Genomic DNA, 19,460 nt, shown 5'->3' on the forward strand with positions numbered 1-19,460 from the left:
CATGGCCCGCGGGTTCGCCGCCATCCGCGGCAACCCGCTGGCCTTCCTCGAGGACACCCACCGCCGGTATGGCGACCTGGTCGCCTTCCCGGTGCCGCGCACCACCGCGCTGCTCGTCAACGACCCGGCCGACGTGCGCCGCGTGCTGCAGGGCGGCGCGCGCGCCTGGACCAAGGCGACGGTGCAGTACGCGGCCCTGGCCACCGTGACCGGGCCGGGGCTGCTGGCCGTGGCCGACGAGCGCTGGCTGGGCCGACGCCGTGTCGCCCAGCCGGCCTTCCACCACCAGCGGCTCGAGACGGTCACCGACAGCATCCGGCAGGCGGCGCGGCGGGTGGCGGGGGAGTGGTCCAGGATCGCGGCGGGTGGGCACGTCCTCGACGTCGACGCGCTGTCGATGCGGGTGACCCTCGACGTCATCGGGCGCACCCTGTTCGACGCGGACCTCTCCGAAGTCACCGCGGCCCTGGTCCATGCCACCGACGAGGCCGCCGAGCTCGTCGTGGCCCAGGGGCGGCAGGTCGTACCGCTGCCGGCCTGGGTGCCCACGCCGGTCAACCGCCGGCTGCGCCGTGCCGTGGCGGACCTGGACCGGATCTGCCGGCAGGTCATCGCCCGCCGCCGCTCCCGGGGCGTGGGGGACCGGCACGCCGACCTGCTCGGCCTGCTCATCGCGGCCGGGCTGCCCGACGACGCCATCCGGGACGAGCTCGTGACGATGGTCGTCGCCGGGCACGAGACCGTCGCGTCCGCGCTCACCTGGACGCTGATGCTGCTGGCCGAGCACCCCGGCCACCAGGAGCGGCTGCGCGCCGAGGTGCGCGCGGCCGGCGACGTCGCCGCGGTCGGGTTGCGGGAGCGGCTGCCCTGGACCCGGGCGGTCGTCGACGAGTCGCTGCGCCTGTTCCCGCCCGGCTGGGTGGTCTCCCGGCGGGCCGCCGCCCCCGACGTCCTGTCCGGCCGGGCCGTGCCCGCGGGCACCATCGCGATCGTCAGCCCCTGGCTGCTGCACCGACGCGAGGACTCCTGGCCGGAGCCGGAACGCTTTGACCCCAACCGTTTCCACGGCGACGTGGCCACCACGGCCCGGGCCGACTACGTCCCGTTCGGACTGGGGCCGCGGCTGTGCATCGGGCGCGACTTCGCCCTCGTCGAGCTGACCGTGATCCTCGCCGAGCTGCTGCGCGACCACGAGGTCGGGCTGCCCGAGGGCTTCCGCCGCCCGGAGGTCGACGCGTTCGTGACGCTGCGGCCACGGGGAGGTCTGCGGCTCCGGGTCGTCCCCCGAGTCCCCGGAGCCGCAGACCGGTCTCAGGCGGGCACCACCGGGAGCCCGGCGGCCTTCCACGCGGCAAACCCGCCGATGACATCGGTCGCGCGGTCGATCCCCAACCGCAGCAAGGCATCCGCGGCCAACGACGAGGTGTAGCCCTCCTCGCACATGACGACGACGCGCAGGTCGAACGACGCGATCGGCAGCCGGGCCTCGTGGCGGGGGTCGAAGCGCCACTCCAGGTGGTTGCGCTCGACCTGCACCGGCGCCAGTGCCGGGTCGACGACGCCGTCGCGCTCCCGTTGGAACTGCGGCCGGATGTCGACCAGGACCGCGCGCCCGTGGACCACCTCCTGGTAGGCCGTGCGGGCCGAGATCCGGGAGAGGCGGGAGCGGGCGTCCTCGAGCTGGTCGTCGATGCCGGCGTAGACCGGGGCGTCCCAGCCGCGGCCGGGGTGGGTGCGCGCGCCGGGGCGCGGCCCGGAGAAGAGCTGGGTCTGCCAGTGCAGCGCCGGGTTCTCCGGCGAGGGGGTCACCGTGGTCACCAGTCCACCCCGGCCCGCTCGATCCCCTTGGCCTGCAGGCCATCCGGGGTCACGGCATACCGCGTCATGGCGGTGAGCCGCGGGGTGTAGAGGTGGATGGACAGGGCCGTGCCCACTCCGGCGCTGGCGACGTTGTGCACGTGCCTGGCACCGAACGAGCGGCCGTCGCCGGCCTTGAGCGTCAAGGACTCCGCCCGTCTGCCGCGCCAGGACTGCTCGAGCAGGTGGCCCTTGACGGTGAGGAAGGCGCCGGTGGAGTCGACGTGGTCGTGCCAGCCGGTGCCGGTGCCCTCGGGCCAGGTCAGCAGCCAGATCTGCAGGTGCGGTGTCGAGTCCAGCACGACCCACTGCCGCTCGGTGGCGGCGAGGTCGACGTGGCGGTCGAGGTCGGGATCGGAGGCGAACAGCCGGGCCGTGCGCAGCAGCTGCTCGGGGGTGAACCGGTTCACGCCGGCGGTGCCGCCCCGGGTGGTGGTCGGTGCGAGGGTCATGCGGTGCTCCAGGTGGTCAGCGGGAAGGGTGCGGTCCGGGTGCGCGCTCGCGGGGTCAGCCGCGGGCGCAGGCGGGAGCGCTGACAGAGGGCACTGGCCGTCAGGTGCAGGTCGATGTGCCGCCGGCGGTATGCCGTGAGGGTGTGGGGGTGCGTCATGGAAGGTCTCCGAGGGGGTGGCCGCTGCGACGGGCGAGCGGCGGGGCTGCGGGCTGGTGGTCAGGCCTGGCAGCGGCATCGCATGGCGCAGCGGCACATGGCGATCATGTGCGTCGGCGTGCGCCATACGGTCGAAGACATGGCTCAAGCAGAGCACGAGCCAGCGGATCCGGGCAACGCTCGATGGCTCCCGTCCCACATCGCGGGACGCTTGTCCGGGATGTGGTCAGTCCGCGGCCTGCTCGCGTGCCCGGTCGGCCCGGCGCCGCCGGACGTGCAGGACCCCGAGGGCGAGCAGCAGGATTCCCGCGGCGGCAAACGCCGCTCCCCGGCCCACGGTCTGCTCGACGGTCTTGTACGAGTTGCCGGCGAGGTAGCCCAGCAGCACGAAGCCGATGCCCCAGACGACGCCGCCGAAGGCGTTGAACGTCAGGAAGCGCGGGTAGTGCATCCGCGCCGAGCCGGCCAGCGCGGGCATGACGGCGCGGAAGAACGCCGTGAATCGGCCCAGGAAGACCGCCCAGCCGCCGCGCCGGGCCAGGAAGTCCTGCGCGTCCTGGATGCGGTGGTGGTGCCGGTGCAGCCGGTGGTGGCCGAGCACCTTCGGCCCGACGAAGTGCTTGCCCACCTCGTAGCCGACCGAGTCGCCCACGATCGCGGCCAGGACGACGAGCGTGGCGATCAGGGTGAGGCTGACGTGCCCCCGGCTGGCGTCGACCCCGCCGAGCACGGCGGCGGTCTCACCGGGCAGGACGAAGCCGATGAAGAGCGCGTCCTCGGCGAACACCAGGCCGGCCACGATGACGTAGACCCAGATGCTGCCGACGTTCAGCAGTCCCTCGACGAAGCCGCTCATGCTCTCCCATCCTGGCGCCCCCGGTCGGGGGCGGGCGGCATGCGCCGCGTCCGGACCAGCGTAGGTGAGCCGCCCCGCGCGATCCCGGGCGGACCTGCCTGCGCGGCGGCACACTGGTGGGGTGATCTCGCTGGAGCTGGCCCGACGGCTCAAGGCGGCGGGGCTGGCGTGGGAGCCGGCGTCCGGCGACCGGTTCGTGCTGCCGGGCCGTGACATGGACGACGAGGTGTTCGTCGTCTCCACCATGCTCGTCGACGTGCACGAGTTCCCCACGGGGCGCGTGATCGGGTTCAACGGCACGACCGAGTGGGCCCTGGACAGCGTCGAGCAGCGCGAGGTGGTGTGGCTGCCGAGGGAGTCCCAGCTGCGTGAGCTGCTCGGTCCCCGCTTCCGTCGTCTGGAGGTGCTCGACGAGGGGTTCGCCGTGGTGCTCGGCACCGACGGGCAGGAGCGGCGGACCGTGCACCCCGACGCCGAATGCGCCTATGCCGAGGGCCTGTTGGCGGTGCTCACCGGCTGATCCGGCCGACTGCGGTCCCCTGTGGTTTGCCGATTCGCCTGCGCACCGTGTTGTGCTGGATATCATCGACACGCGCGCGAGAGCCCCGGGCAACGTCCCGGGCTCGCCGCCGCAGCGGTCGCCAGTGAACTCGAGGGGGCGCGGTGGGTCGGTCGGAGGCTCCGCACACCGCGGTCGGCGGCCACGACCCGCGCTTCCGCGACTTCGCCGAGGACCTCCTCGTCGCGCGACTGCCGGTCACCGTCTACGCGGCGCTGCCCGGGGCCGCGGGCCGGTGGCTCTACGTCAGCGACCAGGTCGAGGAGCTGCTCGGCTTCACAGCCGCCGACTTCCTCCAGGACCCGGGGCTGTGGTTCCGCCAGGTGCACTCCCAGGACCGCGAGCACGTGGTCTTCCAGGAGGACTCCAGCGTCGTCCCGGGGTTCCACAACGCGGCGGAGTACCGCATGGTCCGGGCCGACGGCCGGGTCATCTGGGTGCTCGACGACACCGTGCTCGAACCGGTCACGGGCCAGGGCCTCGTGCAGCACGGCCTGCTCTCCGACATCACCGACCGCAAGCGCTCCGAGATGCTCCTGGCCGAGCACACCGAGATGCTCACCCTGGTCGCCGAGGGGGAGCCGCTGGCGGAGATCCTCAGCCACCTGGCCCAGGCCCTGGAGACGATCAGCGGGGCCGCCCTGTGCCACGTCGAGGTCGACGCTGCCGACGGGCAGGACGGGTTCGTCGCGCGCTCCGATGCCGCGGACGGCTCGCCGGCCGGCACCTGGAAGGGCGACCAGGTCGAGGCGCCGGTCACCGGCCCGGGCCGTCGGGTCCGCGGCCGCGTCGTGCTGCGCTACCCACCCGGACGAACCCGCGGTGAGCGCGACGGCGACTTCGCCGCCTGGGGCGCGCGGCTGGCCCGGATGGTGCTGGAGCGGCTCGACGAGCGGCAACGGGTGGCGAACTCGCTGGCGCTGCTGGAGGCCACGCTGGAGTCCACGGTCGACGGCATCCTCGTGGTGTCCGAGTCCGGGCGGATCGCCGGGGCCAACCGCAAGTTCGCCGACATGTGGCGCATCGACCCCGAGCTGCTCGCGTCCGGCGACGACGCGCGGGTGATGAGCTCGGTCCTGCGGCAGCTGGTCTACCCCGACGCCTTCGTCGAGCGGGTCCAGGAGCTGTATGCCGACCCCAGCGCGAGCACGTTCGACGTGCTGCAGTTCCGCGACGGCCGAGTCTTCGAGCGCTACTCCCAGCCCCAGCGGGTGGGCGGGGTCAGCGTCGGGCGGGTGTGGAGCTTCCGCGACGTGACCGCCACCCGCCGGCTCGAGCGCGAGCTGCGCGAGCAGACGGCGGTCCTGGAGCGGCTCAGTCGCCAGCAGGAGTCGATCCTCAACTCCGCCGGCGACGGCATCTACGGCCTGGACCGGGAGGGTCATGTCACCTTCATCAACGACGCGGGAGCCCGCCTGGTCGGCCTGCCGCGCGAGGCCATCCTCGGCCGGCAGGTCGGGGAGGTGATCCGCACCGAGGACCAGGACGGCACCGCGCCGGCCTCCGGCGCCGACGACCTCGCGGGCGGTGCCCGGATGGTCGCCGGCCGGCACGTGCGGGCCGACGGGAGGGTCTTCGACTCCGAGCGCATCGCGGCGCCGATCGTGCAGGACGGCGCCGTCGTCGGGTCGGTGGTCATCTTCCGCGACGTCAGCGAGCGGCGCGCGGTCGACACGATGAAGGATGAGTTCATCTCGGTGGTCAGCCACGAGCTGCGCACCCCTCTGACCTCTATCCGCGGGGCCCTGGGCCTGCTCTCGGGTGGGGCGGCGGGCGAGCTGCCGGCGCGCGCGCAGCGGATGGTCGAGGTCGCCACCGACAGCAGCGACCGCCTGATCCGGCTCATCAACGACATCCTCGACGTCGAGCGCATGGCCGCCGGCAAGCTGCGGCTGCGCCGCGAGCAGGTCGGCGTGCTGCGGCTGGTGGCGACCGCGGTCGAGGAGACCGCCCTGCTGGCCCACGCCGCCGGGGTGCGGATCGAGATCGGGGCGGTGTCCGGATCGGTGTGGGCGGACAGCGACCGGATCGTCCAGACGCTCACGAACCTTCTCGGCAACGCCGTGAAGTTCTCCCCGGCCGGGTCATTGGTGCAGCTCAACGTCGTCCCGGGGGAGTGGCAGGTCCGGTTCGACATCAGCGACGAGGGGCCGGGGATCCCGGCCGACCAGCTCGAGGCGATCTTCAACCGCTTCCAGCAGGTCGACGCCTCCGACACCCGCAGCAAGGGCGGCACCGGTCTCGGCCTGGCCATCTGCCGCGGCATCGTCGAGCAGCACGGCGGCGACATCTGGGCCACCAGCGCCGGTCCGGGCGCCGGGTCCACGTTCTCCTTCACCCTGCCGACCGGGCCGCTCGGCGTCAGCCGGGGCGGCAGGGACCGCTCCGCGCCGCACCACTCCGGCAGGGTCCGGGAGGTGCTCGGTGCCGCCGGCGGTGGTCAGGGGTCCGACGGTCGGCCCGGCCCGGCCGTGGGGCAGGACATCGACGGTGAGGGGGCGCCGGCATGAGGCGCGTGCTGGTCGTCGACGACGACGAGATCATCCTGGAGGTCGCCCAGATGGCCCTGGAGGCCGTGGCCGGCTGGACGGTGATCACCGCCGGCAGCGGGGCCGAGGCGGTGGCCACGGCCCGGGCCGAGCAGCCCGACGCGATCGTGATGGACGTGATGATGCCGGAGATGGACGGCCCCACGGCCTGTCACCTGCTGGCTGCGGACCCGCAGACCCGTGACATCCCGATCGTGCTGCTCACCGCCAAGGTGCAGCAGTCCGAGCAGCGCCAGTGGGCCAGCCTTCCGGTGGCCGGGGTCCTCGCCAAGCCGTTCGACCCGATGCAGCTCGCCGGCCAGGTCGCCGGGCTCGTCGGGTGGACGTCATGACCGCGCAGGAAGGCGGGGACGTGGACGAGTCGTCGTTGACCGACGCGGAGGCCACCGGGCTGGGGTCCGGCTGGGAGGACCTCAAGCGCCGTGCGCAGGCCAACAACCTGGCCAAGCTGCCCGAGATCGAGACGGCCGTCGAGGCCCTCGTCGAGGGCGCCCTGCAGGAGGCCCAGCGGGAGCGGGCGGCGTTCCAGGCGCACAAGATCGCCGGGTCCGCCGGCACCTTCGGCCTGCCCGTCGCGTCGGAGCGTGCCCGGGAGCTGGAGCGCCTGTTCGCCCCACCCGGGCCGGGTCCCGAGCGTGCGCCGGAGGCGCAGTCGCTGGTCGCGCTCCTGCGTACTGAGCTGACCACGGGCTGAGCCGCCCGGCATACCCGTGGTGGGTATGCCGGGTGCTCGCCTCAGCGGACGCGGCCGAAGTAGACCGAGCTGGTCCAGATCGGCACGAGGCTGACCCGCCGACCGGGCTTGGGGGCGTGCCAGATCATGTTGCGGCCGGCGTAGATGGCCACGTGGTAGATCCCGCTCCTGTTGTGGAAGAAGACCAGGTCGCCGACGCGGGCCTGCGAGCGGCTGACGTGCAGGGCGGCGCGGTACTGCTGGGTGGTGGTGCGCGGAAGGCGCTTGCCGACGCGGGCGTAGGACCACATGGTCAGGCCCGAGCAGTCGAACTTGCGTGGACCGGCGGCGCCCCAGACGTAGGGGGCGCCCTTGCGGGAGGCGGCCTGCTGCTCGGCGCGGTACGCGAGCGTCGCGGCTGAGGCGGACTCCGGGGTGCCGATGACGGTGGTGGCCACCGTGCCGGCGCCCGCGAGCATCACGGACAGGGCTGCGGACAGGGCGAGGCGGGAGAGACGAGGGTGGAGCATGGGGGATTCCTTCGGAACCGCCTGCGAAAGATGACCTGTCGGGTTCGGGCGCCGAAAGTTGCCCGGCCAGCCGTGGCTGGCTTGACCCCAAGAGACGCGTCGCGTCTCGTCGTGCTTGGGTCTTCCGCTCCTGTCACAGACTGCAGTGGACTCGACTGTGTTATCCGGCGGGTGACAGGACTCGGCGACCGCTCGGACCGCCCCACCCGTTCTGGTGGGGGTCTTGGGCCTCGGCCCGGGAGAGCGTCGTCGCGGTCCCGGCAGGACGCTCCCTGGCTGGGCGTGGTCCCTGAGGCGTCTTCGACGGTAAGTGCACGAATGGGACGCACCGGACGCTCTCGGGGGCAAATGACCCGAAAGGACTACCTGTTGACTAGTCACCGGTCGGCGCCGAAGGGGGAGTACCCGAAAACGAGAAGCGGCCCCGTCCCGGAGGATGAGGCCGCCTGTGTGTCGTCTGGTGCGCCGTCAGGGACTCGAACCCCGAACCCGCTGATTAAGAGTCAGCTGCTCTGCCAATTGAGCTAACGGCGCGCGGGGAGGAAGGTATCAGGAACTGTGCCTCGACGGCGAAACGTGAGGTCAGCAGCGGTCTCGCGGCCGCCGGGCCTGATGCGAACGCCGTTGTCGCACAACGACAAAGCGACCCCGTCCCGAAGGAGGAGGCCGCCTGGTCGTTCCTGGTGCGCCGTCAGGGACTCGAACCCCGAACCCGCTGATTAAGAGTCAGCTGCTCTGCCAATTGAGCTAACGGCGCAACGAGGAAGAAGTTATCAGCAGGTGGGTCCAACGACGAAATCCGGGTCCCGCCGCCGTCGGGTCACCCCCGGCGACGGTCCCAGAGCAGCGCGCCGGCCCCCACGACGAGCAGCAGCAACGCCCCGGAGAGGACCGGAAGGTGCGCCGTCAGCCAGGGCTCGCCGCCCTCGCCCGCGAGCGAGGTCGGGGCTCCGGCCGGCGCCGTCGCGGCCGCCGTCCGTGACGCTGCCGGTGAGCCGCCGCCAGTCGTCGGTGACGGCTCCGCGGCCAGGCGCAGGGTGAAGCGGGACTGCCCGAGGACCGGGTGACCGTCGTCGCTCACCACGCGGAAGGCGACGCGGTACTCCCCGGACCCCAGGCCCGGGGTCAGCGGGGCGGACACGTGGCTGCCCTGGACGCGCGCCGGGCCCCCGGTCACGTCGGCCCCGTCCGGACCGGTGATGACGACGGAGGTGAAGCGCTGCGAGACGGGCTCGTCGAAGACGAGCTCGACCTCGCGCGGTGCGCTGGTCAGCGTCGCGCCGTCGCGGGGGGAGACCGAGACGAGCGTCGCGTGGGCGGAGGCCGGTGCAGCGCCGGCGACCAGGAGGCCGCCCCCGACGAGGGTGGCCACGGCTGCGCCCAGGAGGGAGCGCAGCCGGGGGGAGGTGGACATTCAGGGGTGCCTTTCGTGGGCGCCCGGGTGGGGACCGAACGAGGTCGGTGCACCGACCCGGGTGGAGCGGGAGGGGAGACGAGGTCAGGCCGCGGCCGGTGGCCCTCGTCGCGAAAGGCCCTGCAGGACAAGACGATCGGTGAGTATGCGCGGTCGCGGCCACCGGGCCCGGCTGGCCGCCGCAGCCGCGGAGTGGGGCAGGTGCAGGCGGGCGTCGCCCGTCCGGCGGGCCAGGCGCCACGGGGCCAGGGCCGCCCCGGCCACCCCTCGCGCTCCCTCGAGCGCCGAGCGGGTGTGCAGCGAGCCGTCCATCCAGGCGACCAGGGCCGCCACCAGCAGGGCGGCGACCGTGTGGCCGAGGGTCATGGCCAGCCCCGGCGGCCCCGGGGCCGGCGCGGTGGCCATGCCCGGCCCACCCATGCCAGCCATGGCGGACCCGGTCAGGCCGGAGTCGGCCGCGCCCGACCCGGCCATGGCGTGGCCGCCGCCGAGCAGCCAGGTGAAGGCACTGTGCAGCACCACCTGGGTCAGGCCCAGGGCGATGACGGCACGCCCGAAGGTCCACCGGCGCCGGCTCGCGGCGCCCAGGATGAGGCACATCACGGTCGCCAGCGCGCCGAGGCCGGCCAGACCGGCCGGGGCGAGGTGCTCGCCCCCGCCCCCGCCACCACCGGCGACCACGTGCCCCGTCAGGGACAGCCCCACGCACGCCCCACCCACGGTGAGGGCGCGCACCTGGCGCAGCGGACCGGCATACATCCCCTCCATGCTCGCAGACGCGAGCGGGGTCGCCGTTCGGCCTAACGGTCCGCCTTGGAGCGGCGGGCGATACGTCGATCGGTGAGCAGGATCAGGGTGAGAAGCACCGCCGCGGCGATGCCCGCGAGACTGAAGCAGACCATGGCGATCGAGGGGTAGCCCAGGATCCGCGACCGGGTCGGCACGAGCATCATCAGCGCCGCCCCGACGAAGAGCGCCGCGACGATGACCCCGGCGGTGACCCGGTTGGCGAGGCGCTGCATGACGTGGAGGAACTGCACCTCGTCGATCGCGTCGACCTTGACGGTGAAGCTGCCCTCGGCGAGGGCGTCCATGACCTTGTTGGCGCGCCCGGGGAACTGCGTGGCGAAGTCGCGGGCCTCCATCGCCGCGGCCATGGCGCCGCTCAGCGACGGCTTCATCCCGCTCTGGAGGATCTCGGTCGCGCTGTCCCGGATCGCGGAGGCGGGGTCGAAGTCCGGGTCGAGGTGCAGCGTCACCTGGTCGAGGTTGAGCAGCGCCTTGCCGACCATCGCCATCTCCGGCGGCGGCCGCAGCCCGTGGGTGCCGGACAGCCGGCTCAGCTCGACGAGGACGCCGCCGGCCTCGAGGTCGCTGCCCCGGGCGACGGTGCGGGTAACCAGCTCGGAGACGTGCTCGGTGAACGCGGCGGCGTCGAAGCGCTCGTCCTTGCGGCCCATCGCGGCCAGGACGGAGGCGGCGTCGTCGCCGTTGCCGTCGCTGACGGCCAGCAGCAGCTTGACCAGCTTGTCCTGCACCCGCGGCGGCACCGTGGCGACCATGCCGAGGTCGATCAGGGCGAGGCGGTGGTCCGGGGTGAGCAGGACGTTGCCCGGGTGGGGGTCGGCGTGGAGGAACCCGTCGACGAGGATCATCTGCAGGTAGGCCCGGAACAGCTCCTCGACCAGCCCCCGACCGTCCAGGTCGAGCCGGCCGAGCGGGCCGATGTCGGTGACCTTGCGACCCGGGACGAAGTCCATCGTCAGGACGCTGCGGCTGGTGTAGTCGCCCACCGGGGCCGGTACCACCAGGTGCGGGAACGGCGCCGTCAGCTCCGCCATCCGGCTCAGGTTCGCCGCCTCGCGCTGGTAGTCCAGCTCGCCCGCGAGGGATCGCCGGAACTGCTCGAGCAGCTCGCTGAAGCCGTAGCGGCGGCCGAGCTCGGTGTGGGCGTCGGCGAACTCCGCGAGCTCGCCCAGGGCGGCCATGTCGTCGCGCACCACCTCGCGCACGCCCGGGCGCTGCACCTTCACGACGACCTGGCGGCCGCTGGGCAGCTCGGCCCGGTGCACCTGCCCGAGCGAGGCCGCGGCCAGGGGGCGCTCGTCGAAGGAGGCGAACCCGTGCCGCAGCGAGACGCCGAGCTCGTCGGTGATGACCCGCTCCACCTCGCTGAACGGGATCGGCTCGACGTCGTCCTGCAACCGGCTCAGGGCATCGGTCCAGGGCTCGGGCAGCAGGTCGACCCGCGTGGAGAGGAGCTGGCCGAGCTTGACCCAGGTCGGGCCCATCGCCTCGAGGTCCGCCGCCAGCTGCTCGGCGGTGGCCTGGGCCTCGTCGCCGGCCTCGGTGGCCTCGACGAACTCGTCCATGCCCACGCCCTTGACCAGGTCGGAGCGGCCGTAGCGGACCAACAGGCGCGCCAGCGCGGCGTAGCGGGCGGCGTGCTGCGGGCGGAAGGGGAAGGTCATGCCCGCATCCTGCCGGGTCCGGGTAAGTCTCATGTGCGTGACCTGCCGAGTCACTGGCGGCCCGAGGTGAGCGGAGGCCTTGGCTGCGCCCCCGGATCAGCGGGCGACGCAGCAGGGCGCGGCCTCCGGGACCGGCGGCCGCGCCCTGCGAGTGGGTGTTACCGGCCAGCTGTGCAGCATCCGTTGCAGGGCCCGCACCTGATGGTGGCGCTGGCTGGGGTCACCGTGGCAGCGAGCCCTCCCAGGGCGAGCAGGGCTGCGACGATGAGTCGGACGGACTTGCCCATGAACCTCTCCTCTCGTGGACGTGTGACGCAAATTACTCCCGCGTTGTCCGCCTGGATCGTGAAGAACTGTCAGGACTTGGTCAAGGCGGCGACGGGCTCGGGAGCGGCGATCGCGAGGAGGCGTCGTCCCACATCGGTCGTCCCACATCCCGGCACAGGGTTACCGGCGCGTAACCCCGGTCACACCGCCTCGTTGGACGGTCATGCGTCGGTCCCCCCTGTTGCTGACCACCGTCGTCGCCGCGCTGCTCGGGCTCGCGGCCCCGGCCCAGGCCGCCCCGGCACCCGATCCGGCGGCCGACTCGGCCCCCGCGCCCACCTCCGGGCCGGTGCCGCTGGAGCCGTATGCCGCGCCCTCCTTCGCGGACGAGTGCCACTTCCTGCGCTACGGGGAGGGCGAGCCACCGCCGCTGTCGGTCGCCGGCCGTGACCCGCTGTGCGTGGAGTACGCCAAGCGGGACATCACCGTCGACAACGGGGGAGCGGCGCGGTTCCTGCTCGCCGAGCCCACGCGGTTCGCCGTCGCCGGGCAGGCCTGCCGCTACTGGCAGCTCGACCACTGGAGCATCCAGCTCGACCGGGCCGACACCGCCGTCGTGACGTGGGACGGGTCCTACTGGTTCGACCGGACGCACGGCACGGCCGCCGCCCGCCTGCGCAACCTGGCCGTGGACGGGCGGCCCACGGGGGTCGCGGACGCGGTGGCGGCGGTCCGCCCGGTCTCGCCGGCGCTCGCGGACTACCTCCAGCAGTACGCCGGGGGTCCCAGCGGCGGCGGGGTGGCGCTCGCCCCTCCGCCGGCCACGCTCGCCTGCCCGAGGACGGCGTCGTGACGACGCGCCTGAGCCGGCGGCAGCTGATCCAGGGCCTGCTCGCCGCGGTCGTGGTGCTCGAGTCCGGCGCCGCCCCGGCCGCGCGCGCCGCCGGGCTCGACCAGCTCCTGGCCCCGTCGGCGGCGGTGCCGCTCCCGCCGTCCGTGGTCGCCACCCTGGAGGCCTTCGCCGACACCCTGGTCCCCGGCGCGAAGCGCCACACCGGCGACCGCAGCGTGGCCGGTGCCGCGCCGGGCGCCGGCGCCGTGGACGCCGGTGCGCTGGCGTTGCTGACCATGCCCGAGGCGGGCATGGAGCTGTTGCTGCCCGAGCTGGCGACCTTGCTGGACGCGGAGGCCACGGCATACGCCGCGAGCCACCTGATCGTCCTCGACCCGACCGTGCCCCCGCTCGTGGCGCTGCCCTTCGGGGCGCGCACGGCCCTGCTGAGCCAGCTGCTCGACCCGGCCCACGCCGACCAGCAGGTGTGGATCCTGTTGACCCTCATGGTGTTCCTCGCCTTCCACACCGCGGGCTTCGAGCACACCCCGGACGCGATCGCCTCCGGTCACCCCGGGCTGGCCCGGCTGCGCTTCCCGGCAGCCGGCGCGGACGACCTCTACCGCTACCCGGACTTCTCCTACGGCCTGCGGCTGGCCGACTCCCACCCGGGCACCACAGCGTCGGGCAGCCCTGCATGAGCGTGGTGGAGCGCACCGACGTCCTCGTCGTCGGCAGCGGCTTCGGTGGCGCGATCCCGGCCTACCACCTGGCCGCCGGCGGCGCGGACGTCGTCGTCCTCGAGCGCGGCCCGCGGATGGCGACCGAGGACTTCACCCACGACCTGAGGCTGGGGACCTTCACCCGGTTCGTCGACCTGGTGCAGGGCGACGGGATGACCGTCGTGGCCGGCAACTGCGTCGGCGGCTCCAGCGTGGTCTACTTCGCCGCCTCGCTGCGCGCGCCGGGGTTCGTCTTCGACCGGACCCGTGCGACCGGGGTGCGGCAGTGGCCCGCCGCCCTGACCCGCTCCGCGCTGGACCCGTGGTACGACCGGGTCGAGGAGACCCTCCCGGTCGCCCAGCAGGGCTGGGACGACGTGCCGTATGCCGGGGGCCTCTTCGCCGCCGCGTGCCACCGGGCCGGCCGCACCTGCAACCCGGTGCCCGTGGCGGTCGACCTGGCGCGGTGCACCAACTGCAACTGGATGCTCGGCGGCTGCCGCTTCGGGGCCAAGCGCTCGATGCTGCTGAGCTACCTGCCCGCGGCCGAGGCGCACGGAGCCGAGGTCCGCCCGCTGCACGAGGTGCAGACGATCGCCCCGGCGACCACGCCCGGATACCGCTACCGCGTCGCGTGGACCGCGGTCGACCCGACCGACTACCGCAAGCCCGCCGGGGCCGGGGTCATCGAGGCCCGGGTGGTCGTGCTCGCGGCCGGGGCGCTGGGCACCCCGGTGGTGCTCCAGCGGTCCGCGCCGCTGCTCGGGGGTGTGCCCGACGCGGTGGGGAAGTACTTCTCCGGCAACGGCGACCGGGTCAGCGTCGCCGTCATGGACGAGGAGAAGGTGGGCGACCTGCTCGGCCTCGAGCGCGCCCCCGGCGTGGCCTACGACGCGCTGCACATCGGCAAGCCGATCGGGTCGATGTCCTACGACGGGCTCGACCCGAGCGCGGCCGAGTTCGAGCGGTTCTCCCTCCAGCAGATCTACTTCCCGACGATCACGAACATCCTCGGCCAGGTCTCGGACCGGGCGCCGCGGTGGTTCGGCGTGGAGAAGAAGGCGATGACCGACCGCTGGCGCTCCTGGCTGACCCTGCTGGCGATGACCGAGGACGACAACGAGGGCGTGTTCGGTCCACCGCCGCCCACGGGCAGCTTCACCCGGGTGGCCTCCTCCGCCTCCCGGGGCCAGATCACCTACCGCCCCAGCGCCCGCACCCTGCGCGGGTGGGCCGCCGCCGACGCCGAGACCCGGGCCATCGTCGAGCAGGACGGCCTGGCGACGTGGCAGCCGTGGACCGCCGACGCCGGAGCGGTCTCGGCCCACCCGCTGGCCTCGTGCCGGATCGGCGACGACCCGGCGACGTCGGCGCTCACCCCGCGGCATGAGCTGCGCGGCCACCCGGGGCTGTTCGTCACCGACGGCTCGGCGGTGCCGACGTCGCTGTGCGTCAACCCGTCGCTGACGATCGCCGCGCTGGCCGAGCGCGCCGTGCCGGGGATCGTGGCCAGCGCCGCGGCGGCGGGTGCCGCGGTGCGCTACGGCGCGCCCGCGCCGGGTGGGGAGACCGCGGGGCGGCGCGCCGTGCTGCCCCTCGTGCCCCGATGACCGACCTGTATGCCGCGCGGTGGCGCGGCCAGCCCGGCCGCCTCGAGGTCTGGTACGCCACGCTGACCGACCCCGACTCGGGGCTGGGCCTGTGGGTGCACCACGAGATGCTCGCCCGCCCCGACGGGTCCACGCTCTGGCAGGGGTGGGCGGCAGCCTTCCCGCCGGGAAGGCGACCGGTGCTCGGAAGGTTCGGTCCGGCATACGGCAACGACACTGGGGAGGGCCGCCTCGTGGGGCTGCCCGGGGTCGCCCTGACCCGGGACCGCCTGTGCGGGCGGGCCGGCGAGCTCTCGTGGGACCTGCGGGTGCACGACAGCGGGCCGCCGCTCTTCCCGTTCCCGCGGGCGACCTGGCAGCGCGAGCTGCTGCCGGCCGCCCAGGTCGTGCCCTCGCCGACGGCGACGTTCTCCGGCACGGTGCGCGTCGGCAGCGAGGAGGTCACCTTCGACAACGCCCGGGGCGCGCTCGCCCGGATCTACGGCCACGGCAACGCCCAGCGCTGGGGGTGGGCGCACGCCGACCTCGGCGACGGAGACGTTCTCGAGGTGGTGGCCGCGGTGTCGACGGGTCCGGTGATGCGGTCGCTGAAACCGTTGCCGCTGCTGCAGATTCGCATGGGCGGTGTCGACTGGCCGCGTCGTCCGCTCCTGGCGGCGCCGTTGCTCAGGGCCGACCTGGCTTTGCCGCACTGGTCGGTCTCCGGCGTCGTCGGACGCCGGCGCGTGCGCGTCGCGATCGAGCAGGACCCGCAGGAGTCGGTGACCCTGCGCTACGACGACCCCGACGGGGCGGGGCCGGTGTGCACCAACACCGAGCGCGCGACGGCGGACGTGCTGCTCGAACGCTGGCGGGGGCGGTGGGCGGTCGAGCGGCACTGGCACCTCGACCGCAGCGCGCACGCCGAGGTGGGCCTGCGCGACCCGTGACGCCCCGGCAGGGGCTCAGGCGCCCAGGGCCGTCCACGTGTGGGCGTCGACCACGCCGGTGGGCGGCAGGTGGTGGACCTGCTGCAGGCGGATGACCGCAGCCCTGGTCGCGGGACCGAAGATGCCGTCGGCGCCGATGTGCAGGGCCTTCTGCGCCGCCGCGACCGCGGCTCCGCGGGAGCCGACCCGAAGGACCGTGCGGGCGTAGGTGCGCAGCGGCACCGCGGCCGGAGGGCGTACGGCGGGCGCCGGGACGGCCTTGACCGGGGCGAGCGTCGCCGTGACCAGGGCGGCCCAGGTGCGGGCGTCGACGACGGCGGTCGCCGGCAGGCGGTGCGCCTTCTTCCACGCCACCAGCGCCTTGGCGGTGGCCGGGCCGAAGTCCCCGTCGGCGCCGACCCGGAGCACCTTCTGCAGCGCCTTGACCGCGGTGCCGCGGGAGCCGACCTTGAGCGTCGAGCGCACGTAGGGCGACAGCGGGCTGACCAGCGTCGGCTTCGGCGCCGGGACGGGGGCGGGGACCGGCTTGGGTGCAGGCGCCGGCACCGGCACCGGCGGCGGGACGGGAGCGGGAACCGGCTTGGGAGCCGGCGCCGGCGCAGGGGCCGGGGTGGGCGCCGGCGGGGGAGCGGGCGGGGTGGGGATCTTCGCGCCGACCTGGGTGAGCAGGGCCTTCCAGGTCGGGAGGTCCACGCTGCCGCTCGGCGTCAGCGCATGACCGGTCTGCCAGGTGGCAAGGGCGGTCGCGGTTGCGGGACCGAAGTCGCCGTCGTTGGTCACCTTCAGCAGCTGCTGCACGGCCTGGACCGCCGTCACCGGCTGGCCCTTGACCCCCCGCCCCAACGGGGTGGCGTAGTACTTCACCAGGGTCGCCGAGAGCGCAGCCGGGGTCATGAGAGCCCACCGGCTGGGTGCGGGCACCCGCGTCGTGCCGGGGTCGGCGGCGTTGTTGGCCAGCCGGGCCAGGTCGGCGCTCGTGCCGTTGAAGTAGCTCATGTCCAGCGGGGCGGCGAAGCCGGCCATCGACGCCTGGTCGGTGTACTGCCAGAACGTGGCCACCGTCCAGCCGCCGGGCAGGGGCGACGGGAGTGCCCCGGAGTAGCTCGCCAGCCACAGCGGGTAGCCGGTGAAGGCGGTGCTGTTGCCCATCTTCAGGGTCCAGAAGGACGGGTAGGTGTAGATGATCGGCTGGCGGCCGGTGCGCGCCTGCACCTCGGCCAGCCACGCCTTGGTCCAGGCGACCAGCTGGGCCGCGGTCATCTTGGCGTCGTTGACCTCGAGGTCGAGCACCGGCGGCAGGTCACCCGGGTGGTTGAGCGGCCCGACGGCCGTCGCGAAGTAGTCGGCCTGGGCCTTGGCGGACGCTGCGATCGCCGTGGTCGTCGTGCCTGCCGGCCGGGCGAAGTGGTAGGCGCCGCGCATCATGCCCTGGGCGGCCAGGGCATCGAAGTCGCGGCCCTTCGGCCCGGCGAACCAGGGGTTGGTGTAGCTCGTGGACTCGGTGGCCTTGATGAAGGCGAAGGCCGCTCCACCGGTGGCGTGCGCCTGGCCCCAGTCGATGGTGTAGCCCGAGGGGTGCTGGTAGCTCGAGACGTCCGGCCCGAAGACGGAGGCGCTCGCGCTCGGGGCGCCGAGAGCCACCAGGGCCAGCGCCGCCGTCACGGCCCGACGGGCGCGCGGCGACCGGGCCCTGGGCAGGTAACGGAAGTGACGCATGTTGCGGAGGTTAGGCCAAACCCACCCTCCGACGTGGGCATTTGGGGCAGAGTTGGCCCGAACTGAGGAGGTCACCCGCCGATGCGCCACCCCCACCCGAGCCGGCTCGGTGCGCTGTCCCTGCTGTGCGCCCTCGCCCTGACGGGCTGCGGCACGGTCTCGATCACGGGCGCCCAGTCGCCCGCCACGAGCACCAGCGAGGCGGTCGCCGACCCGGCGCAGACCTCGACCTCGGCCCCGTCGCCGACCTCGGTCGACTCACCGTCGGCGACGCCGACGGCCACCTCCACCGCCGGTATGCCGTGTGGCGGGCAGGTCCTCTCGGGTCGCCTCGCCACGAGCGACGCCGCCGCGGGCCACGTGCACCTGGTCATCGCGCTGCGCAACGCCGGAGCCGTGGCGTGCACGCTGGAGGGCTACCCCCTGGTGGCCCTGGTGGGCGCCGGTGGCAAGGCCCTGCCGGCGCACGCGACCCACGACGGGGACATGGCCTTCCCGGCCACCACGCCCGCCGCCGTGACCCTGGCGCCGGGAGCGGTGGCGTCCTTCGACATCGGCTTCGGCCACGTCCCTGGCGACGGCGAGACCTCCTGTCCGGAGGCGCAGTCGCTGCGGGTCACCCCGCCCGGGGACACCCACGCGGTCACGGTCGCCGCCACGGCGGACCCGTGCGACTCCGGGCACTTCGCGGTCTCCCCGCTGGTCGCCGGTGACCAGGGGACCGCGGCCTGACGGCCTGAGGCGACCGGCACGGCATACGGCCGGCCGCAGGGCGACCAGCCGGCGCTGCTGACGACCGACCGCACCGGGGGCCAGCGCGGTCGTCGGCGCCCTCACGCGACGGGCAGGTCCCTGTGCCAGGACTGGGTGACGTACTTGGTGGCGAAACCCATCGACTCGTAGAGCGCCGTCGCCCCGGTGGGGCTGTCGGCGTCGACCTCCAGGCCGACCCGGTCGCGACCGCGCTGCGCCGCATCGGCGATGACCGCGTGGAGCAACGAGCGGGCCACGCCCCGGCCGCGGGCGGCGGCGAGGACCCCGAGGTACTCCACGTAGCTGCCCGCGGGCCCGCCGTCCTCGCCGGGCGAGACCGAGCCCACCAGCGCGCCGACCGGCAGCGCGGTGCCGCCCTGGTCCAGCTCGGCGATCCACCAGTGGTCCCAACGGTGCCCGGGGTCCTCACGCAGCCGCGTCAGGAACTCGTCGAAGGACTCCTGGTGGGAGTTGAAGTGGTCGGTGAAGGAGGTCTCGAGGATGTCGTGCACGGTCCGCAGGTCGTCCTCGTCCGGCATGGCGTCGCCCTCGCGGGCGACGAGGCGCACGGTGATCCCCTCGCTCGGCGGTGGGAACGCGTCCGGCTCGCCCTCCTCGGGTTTGACCGGCCGGCTCATCTGCCACCAGGACCGCATCCGCAGGAAGCCCCGCCCGGTCAGCCAGAGCTGCTGGCGGGGGTCGTCGGCGAACGCCCCGCTGTCCATCTGGGTGACCGGCACCCCCCGCTCGGTGCCCAGGGCGGCCGCCTCCTGACGGGCCCACTCGAACAGGTGCGCCGCGACCCGGTCCGCCTGCGCCGGCTCGAGGTCGGGGTCGACCACCACGGCGATGACCACGCGGGAGGCCGCCCGGTCGTGCACCGTCGCCCACCCTCGGGCGGCCCCGGACCCGTCCCGCACCACGAGGTGCCGGCGGGTCTTCGCGCCACGGCCGGCCACGTCGGTCTCGACGGTCGTGCGCGATGCCGAGGCCCAGCCGCGGGCGGCCTGCTCGTGACGGCGCAGCAGGTCGACCAGCTCGTCGACGTCAGCGGGTCCGGGCGTGGCGGACGTCCAGCTCTGGGGGAGGTCGGGGGATGCGTCCATGGGGGT

20 protein-coding genes, 2 tRNA genes and 1 riboswitch are annotated in these 19,460 nt (G+C 74.0%); of the genes, 10 read left to right on the forward strand and 12 right to left on the reverse strand.

What is annotated here, in order from left to right:
* Position 1 precedes the first annotated feature (1 nt).
* Positions 2–1,429 carry a cytochrome P450 gene (locus AC3ANM_RS17465; RefSeq protein WP_488285685.1) on the forward strand — a complete coding sequence of 476 codons (1,428 nt, stop codon included), beginning with the start codon at positions 2–4 and terminating at the stop codon, positions 1,427–1,429.
* On the opposite strand, the gene AC3ANM_RS17470 is transcribed toward AC3ANM_RS17465, so the two are convergent.
* The 4 genes from AC3ANM_RS17470 to AC3ANM_RS17485 all read right to left on the reverse strand — a co-directional run bounded on the left by AC3ANM_RS17470 (position 1,312) and on the right by AC3ANM_RS17485 (position 3,323).
* Entirely contained in the window at positions 1,312–1,818 is a 507-nt protein-coding gene (locus AC3ANM_RS17470; protein ID WP_488285686.1) for a rhodanese-like domain-containing protein, read from the reverse strand. The two genes, AC3ANM_RS17465 and AC3ANM_RS17470, sit on opposite strands and share 118 nt — an antisense overlap.
* Positions 1,815–2,309: a cupin domain-containing protein gene (locus AC3ANM_RS17475; protein WP_488285687.1), complete on the reverse strand. Its 495-nt coding sequence runs from the start codon at positions 2,307–2,309 to the stop codon at positions 1,815–1,817. Before AC3ANM_RS17475 ends, AC3ANM_RS17470 begins: the two co-directional genes overlap by 4 nt.
* Positions 2,306–2,467, reverse strand: a complete 162-nt coding sequence (locus tag AC3ANM_RS17480; protein WP_488285688.1) for a hypothetical protein — start codon at positions 2,465–2,467, stop codon at positions 2,306–2,308. Before AC3ANM_RS17480 ends, AC3ANM_RS17475 begins: the two co-directional genes overlap by 4 nt.
* A gap of 226 nt (positions 2,468–2,693) precedes the next feature.
* Entirely contained in the window at positions 2,694–3,323 is a 630-nt protein-coding gene (locus tag AC3ANM_RS17485; protein WP_488285689.1) for a DedA family protein, read from the reverse strand.
* Between the two features lie 121 nt (positions 3,324–3,444).
* Between AC3ANM_RS17485 and AC3ANM_RS17490 the strand changes: the two genes are divergently transcribed.
* The 4 genes from AC3ANM_RS17490 to AC3ANM_RS17505 all read left to right on the forward strand — a co-directional run bounded on the left by AC3ANM_RS17490 (position 3,445) and on the right by AC3ANM_RS17505 (position 7,125).
* On the forward strand, positions 3,445–3,843 hold the full coding sequence (locus AC3ANM_RS17490; RefSeq protein WP_488285690.1) for a pilus assembly protein CpaE: 399 nt from the start codon (positions 3,445–3,447) through the stop codon (positions 3,841–3,843).
* Between the two features lie 143 nt (positions 3,844–3,986).
* Entirely contained in the window at positions 3,987–6,392 is a 2,406-nt protein-coding gene (locus AC3ANM_RS17495) for an ATP-binding protein (RefSeq protein ID WP_488285691.1), read from the forward strand.
* The gene (locus AC3ANM_RS17500; protein ID WP_488285692.1) at positions 6,389–6,763 is read left to right on the forward strand and encodes a response regulator; all 375 of its coding nucleotides are present in this window, start codon (positions 6,389–6,391) and stop codon (positions 6,761–6,763) included. Before AC3ANM_RS17495 ends, AC3ANM_RS17500 begins: the two co-directional genes overlap by 4 nt.
* Complete coding sequence (locus AC3ANM_RS17505; protein ID WP_488285693.1) at positions 6,760–7,125, forward strand: Hpt domain-containing protein; 366 nt, start codon at positions 6,760–6,762, stop codon at positions 7,123–7,125. Before AC3ANM_RS17500 ends, AC3ANM_RS17505 begins: the two co-directional genes overlap by 4 nt.
* Positions 7,126–7,166: 41 nt before the next feature.
* Here AC3ANM_RS17505 and AC3ANM_RS17510 read toward each other — a convergent pair whose 3' ends face one another.
* The 6 genes from AC3ANM_RS17510 to AC3ANM_RS17535 form a co-directional block, all read right to left on the reverse strand.
* Complete coding sequence (locus AC3ANM_RS17510; protein ID WP_488285694.1) at positions 7,167–7,634, reverse strand: C40 family peptidase; 468 nt, start codon at positions 7,632–7,634, stop codon at positions 7,167–7,169.
* A gap of 3 nt (positions 7,635–7,637) precedes the next feature.
* A riboswitch (cyclic di-AMP (ydaO/yuaA leader) is annotated at positions 7,638–7,792 on the reverse strand.
* 300 nt (positions 7,793–8,092) lie between these two features.
* A tRNA-Lys gene (locus AC3ANM_RS17515) sits at positions 8,093–8,168 on the reverse strand.
* Positions 8,169–8,315: 147 nt separating this feature from the next.
* Positions 8,316–8,391: transfer RNA gene (locus AC3ANM_RS17520), tRNA-Lys, on the reverse strand.
* A 63-nt stretch (positions 8,392–8,454) separates the two neighbouring features.
* A complete protein-coding gene (locus tag AC3ANM_RS17525; protein ID WP_488285695.1) occupies positions 8,455–9,048 on the reverse strand; it encodes a copper resistance CopC family protein in 594 nt (197 codons plus the stop codon).
* 84 nt (positions 9,049–9,132) lie between these two features.
* Entirely contained in the window at positions 9,133–9,807 is a 675-nt protein-coding gene (locus tag AC3ANM_RS17530; protein ID WP_488285696.1) for a hypothetical protein, read from the reverse strand.
* Positions 9,808–9,848: 41 nt separating this feature from the next.
* The gene (locus tag AC3ANM_RS17535) at positions 9,849–11,519 is read right to left on the reverse strand and encodes an ABC1 kinase family protein (protein ID WP_488285697.1); all 1,671 of its coding nucleotides are present in this window, start codon (positions 11,517–11,519) and stop codon (positions 9,849–9,851) included.
* 490 nt (positions 11,520–12,009) lie between these two features.
* Here AC3ANM_RS17535 and AC3ANM_RS17540 point away from each other — a divergent pair, with 490 nt between their 5' ends.
* Genes AC3ANM_RS17540 through AC3ANM_RS17555 form a run of 4 tightly spaced genes read left to right on the forward strand, consistent with a single transcriptional unit; the run spans position 12,010 to position 15,879 of the window.
* On the forward strand, positions 12,010–12,639 hold the full coding sequence (locus AC3ANM_RS17540) for a hypothetical protein (RefSeq protein WP_488285698.1): 630 nt from the start codon (positions 12,010–12,012) through the stop codon (positions 12,637–12,639).
* Entirely contained in the window at positions 12,636–13,319 is a 684-nt protein-coding gene (locus tag AC3ANM_RS17545; RefSeq protein ID WP_488285699.1) for a DUF5987 family protein, read from the forward strand. The genes AC3ANM_RS17540 and AC3ANM_RS17545 overlap by 4 nt, the downstream gene beginning before the upstream one ends.
* The gene (locus AC3ANM_RS17550) at positions 13,316–14,950 is read left to right on the forward strand and encodes a GMC family oxidoreductase N-terminal domain-containing protein (RefSeq protein ID WP_488285700.1); all 1,635 of its coding nucleotides are present in this window, start codon (positions 13,316–13,318) and stop codon (positions 14,948–14,950) included. Before AC3ANM_RS17545 ends, AC3ANM_RS17550 begins: the two co-directional genes overlap by 4 nt.
* Positions 14,947–15,879, forward strand: coding sequence for a tocopherol cyclase family protein (locus AC3ANM_RS17555; RefSeq protein WP_488285701.1), 933 nt, complete (start codon positions 14,947–14,949; stop codon positions 15,877–15,879). Before AC3ANM_RS17550 ends, AC3ANM_RS17555 begins: the two co-directional genes overlap by 4 nt.
* Positions 15,880–15,894: 15 nt before the next feature.
* Here the strand turns inward: AC3ANM_RS17555 and AC3ANM_RS17560 are convergent, their stop codons facing one another.
* Positions 15,895–17,595: a GH25 family lysozyme gene (locus tag AC3ANM_RS17560; protein ID WP_488285702.1), complete on the reverse strand. Its 1,701-nt coding sequence runs from the start codon at positions 17,593–17,595 to the stop codon at positions 15,895–15,897.
* Between the two features lie 81 nt (positions 17,596–17,676).
* On the opposite strand from AC3ANM_RS17560, the gene AC3ANM_RS17565 reads away from it, so the two are divergent.
* On the forward strand, positions 17,677–18,327 hold the full coding sequence (locus AC3ANM_RS17565) for a DUF4232 domain-containing protein (RefSeq protein ID WP_488285703.1): 651 nt from the start codon (positions 17,677–17,679) through the stop codon (positions 18,325–18,327).
* Positions 18,328–18,428: 101 nt separating this feature from the next.
* Here AC3ANM_RS17565 and AC3ANM_RS17570 read toward each other — a convergent pair whose 3' ends face one another.
* Positions 18,429–19,454: a GNAT family N-acetyltransferase gene (locus tag AC3ANM_RS17570; RefSeq protein ID WP_488285704.1), complete on the reverse strand. Its 1,026-nt coding sequence runs from the start codon at positions 19,452–19,454 to the stop codon at positions 18,429–18,431.
* Positions 19,455–19,460 lie beyond the last annotated feature (6 nt).

This window comes from Oryzihumus sp. JJN4-3R (genome assembly GCF_057747915.1).

Coding starts and splice junctions, on each gene's coding strand:
- AC3ANM_RS17465 (WP_488285685.1), top strand. CDS start 2: ATGGCCCGCGGGTTCGCCGCCATCCGCGGCAACCCGCTGGCCTTCCTC.
- AC3ANM_RS17475 (WP_488285687.1), bottom strand. CDS start 2,309: ATGACCCTCGCACCGACCACCACCCGGGGCGGCACCGCCGGCGTGAAC.
- AC3ANM_RS17480 (WP_488285688.1), bottom strand. CDS start 2,467: ATGACGCACCCCCACACCCTCACGGCATACCGCCGGCGGCACATCGAC.
- AC3ANM_RS17485 (WP_488285689.1), bottom strand. CDS start 3,323: ATGAGCGGCTTCGTCGAGGGACTGCTGAACGTCGGCAGCATCTGGGTC.
- AC3ANM_RS17500 (WP_488285692.1), top strand. CDS start 6,389: ATGAGGCGCGTGCTGGTCGTCGACGACGACGAGATCATCCTGGAGGTC.
- AC3ANM_RS17505 (WP_488285693.1), top strand. CDS start 6,760: ATGACCGCGCAGGAAGGCGGGGACGTGGACGAGTCGTCGTTGACCGAC.
- AC3ANM_RS17510 (WP_488285694.1), bottom strand. CDS start 7,634: ATGCTCCACCCTCGTCTCTCCCGCCTCGCCCTGTCCGCAGCCCTGTCC.
- AC3ANM_RS17525 (WP_488285695.1), bottom strand. CDS start 9,048: ATGTCCACCTCCCCCCGGCTGCGCTCCCTCCTGGGCGCAGCCGTGGCC.
- AC3ANM_RS17530 (WP_488285696.1), bottom strand. CDS start 9,807: ATGTATGCCGGTCCGCTGCGCCAGGTGCGCGCCCTCACCGTGGGTGGG.
- AC3ANM_RS17535 (WP_488285697.1), bottom strand. CDS start 11,519: ATGACCTTCCCCTTCCGCCCGCAGCACGCCGCCCGCTACGCCGCGCTG.
- AC3ANM_RS17540 (WP_488285698.1), top strand. CDS start 12,010: ATGCGTCGGTCCCCCCTGTTGCTGACCACCGTCGTCGCCGCGCTGCTC.
- AC3ANM_RS17550 (WP_488285700.1), top strand. CDS start 13,316: ATGAGCGTGGTGGAGCGCACCGACGTCCTCGTCGTCGGCAGCGGCTTC.
- AC3ANM_RS17555 (WP_488285701.1), top strand. CDS start 14,947: ATGACCGACCTGTATGCCGCGCGGTGGCGCGGCCAGCCCGGCCGCCTC.
- AC3ANM_RS17560 (WP_488285702.1), bottom strand. CDS start 17,595: ATGCGTCACTTCCGTTACCTGCCCAGGGCCCGGTCGCCGCGCGCCCGT.
- AC3ANM_RS17565 (WP_488285703.1), top strand. CDS start 17,677: ATGCGCCACCCCCACCCGAGCCGGCTCGGTGCGCTGTCCCTGCTGTGC.
- AC3ANM_RS17570 (WP_488285704.1), bottom strand. CDS start 19,454: ATGGACGCATCCCCCGACCTCCCCCAGAGCTGGACGTCCGCCACGCCC.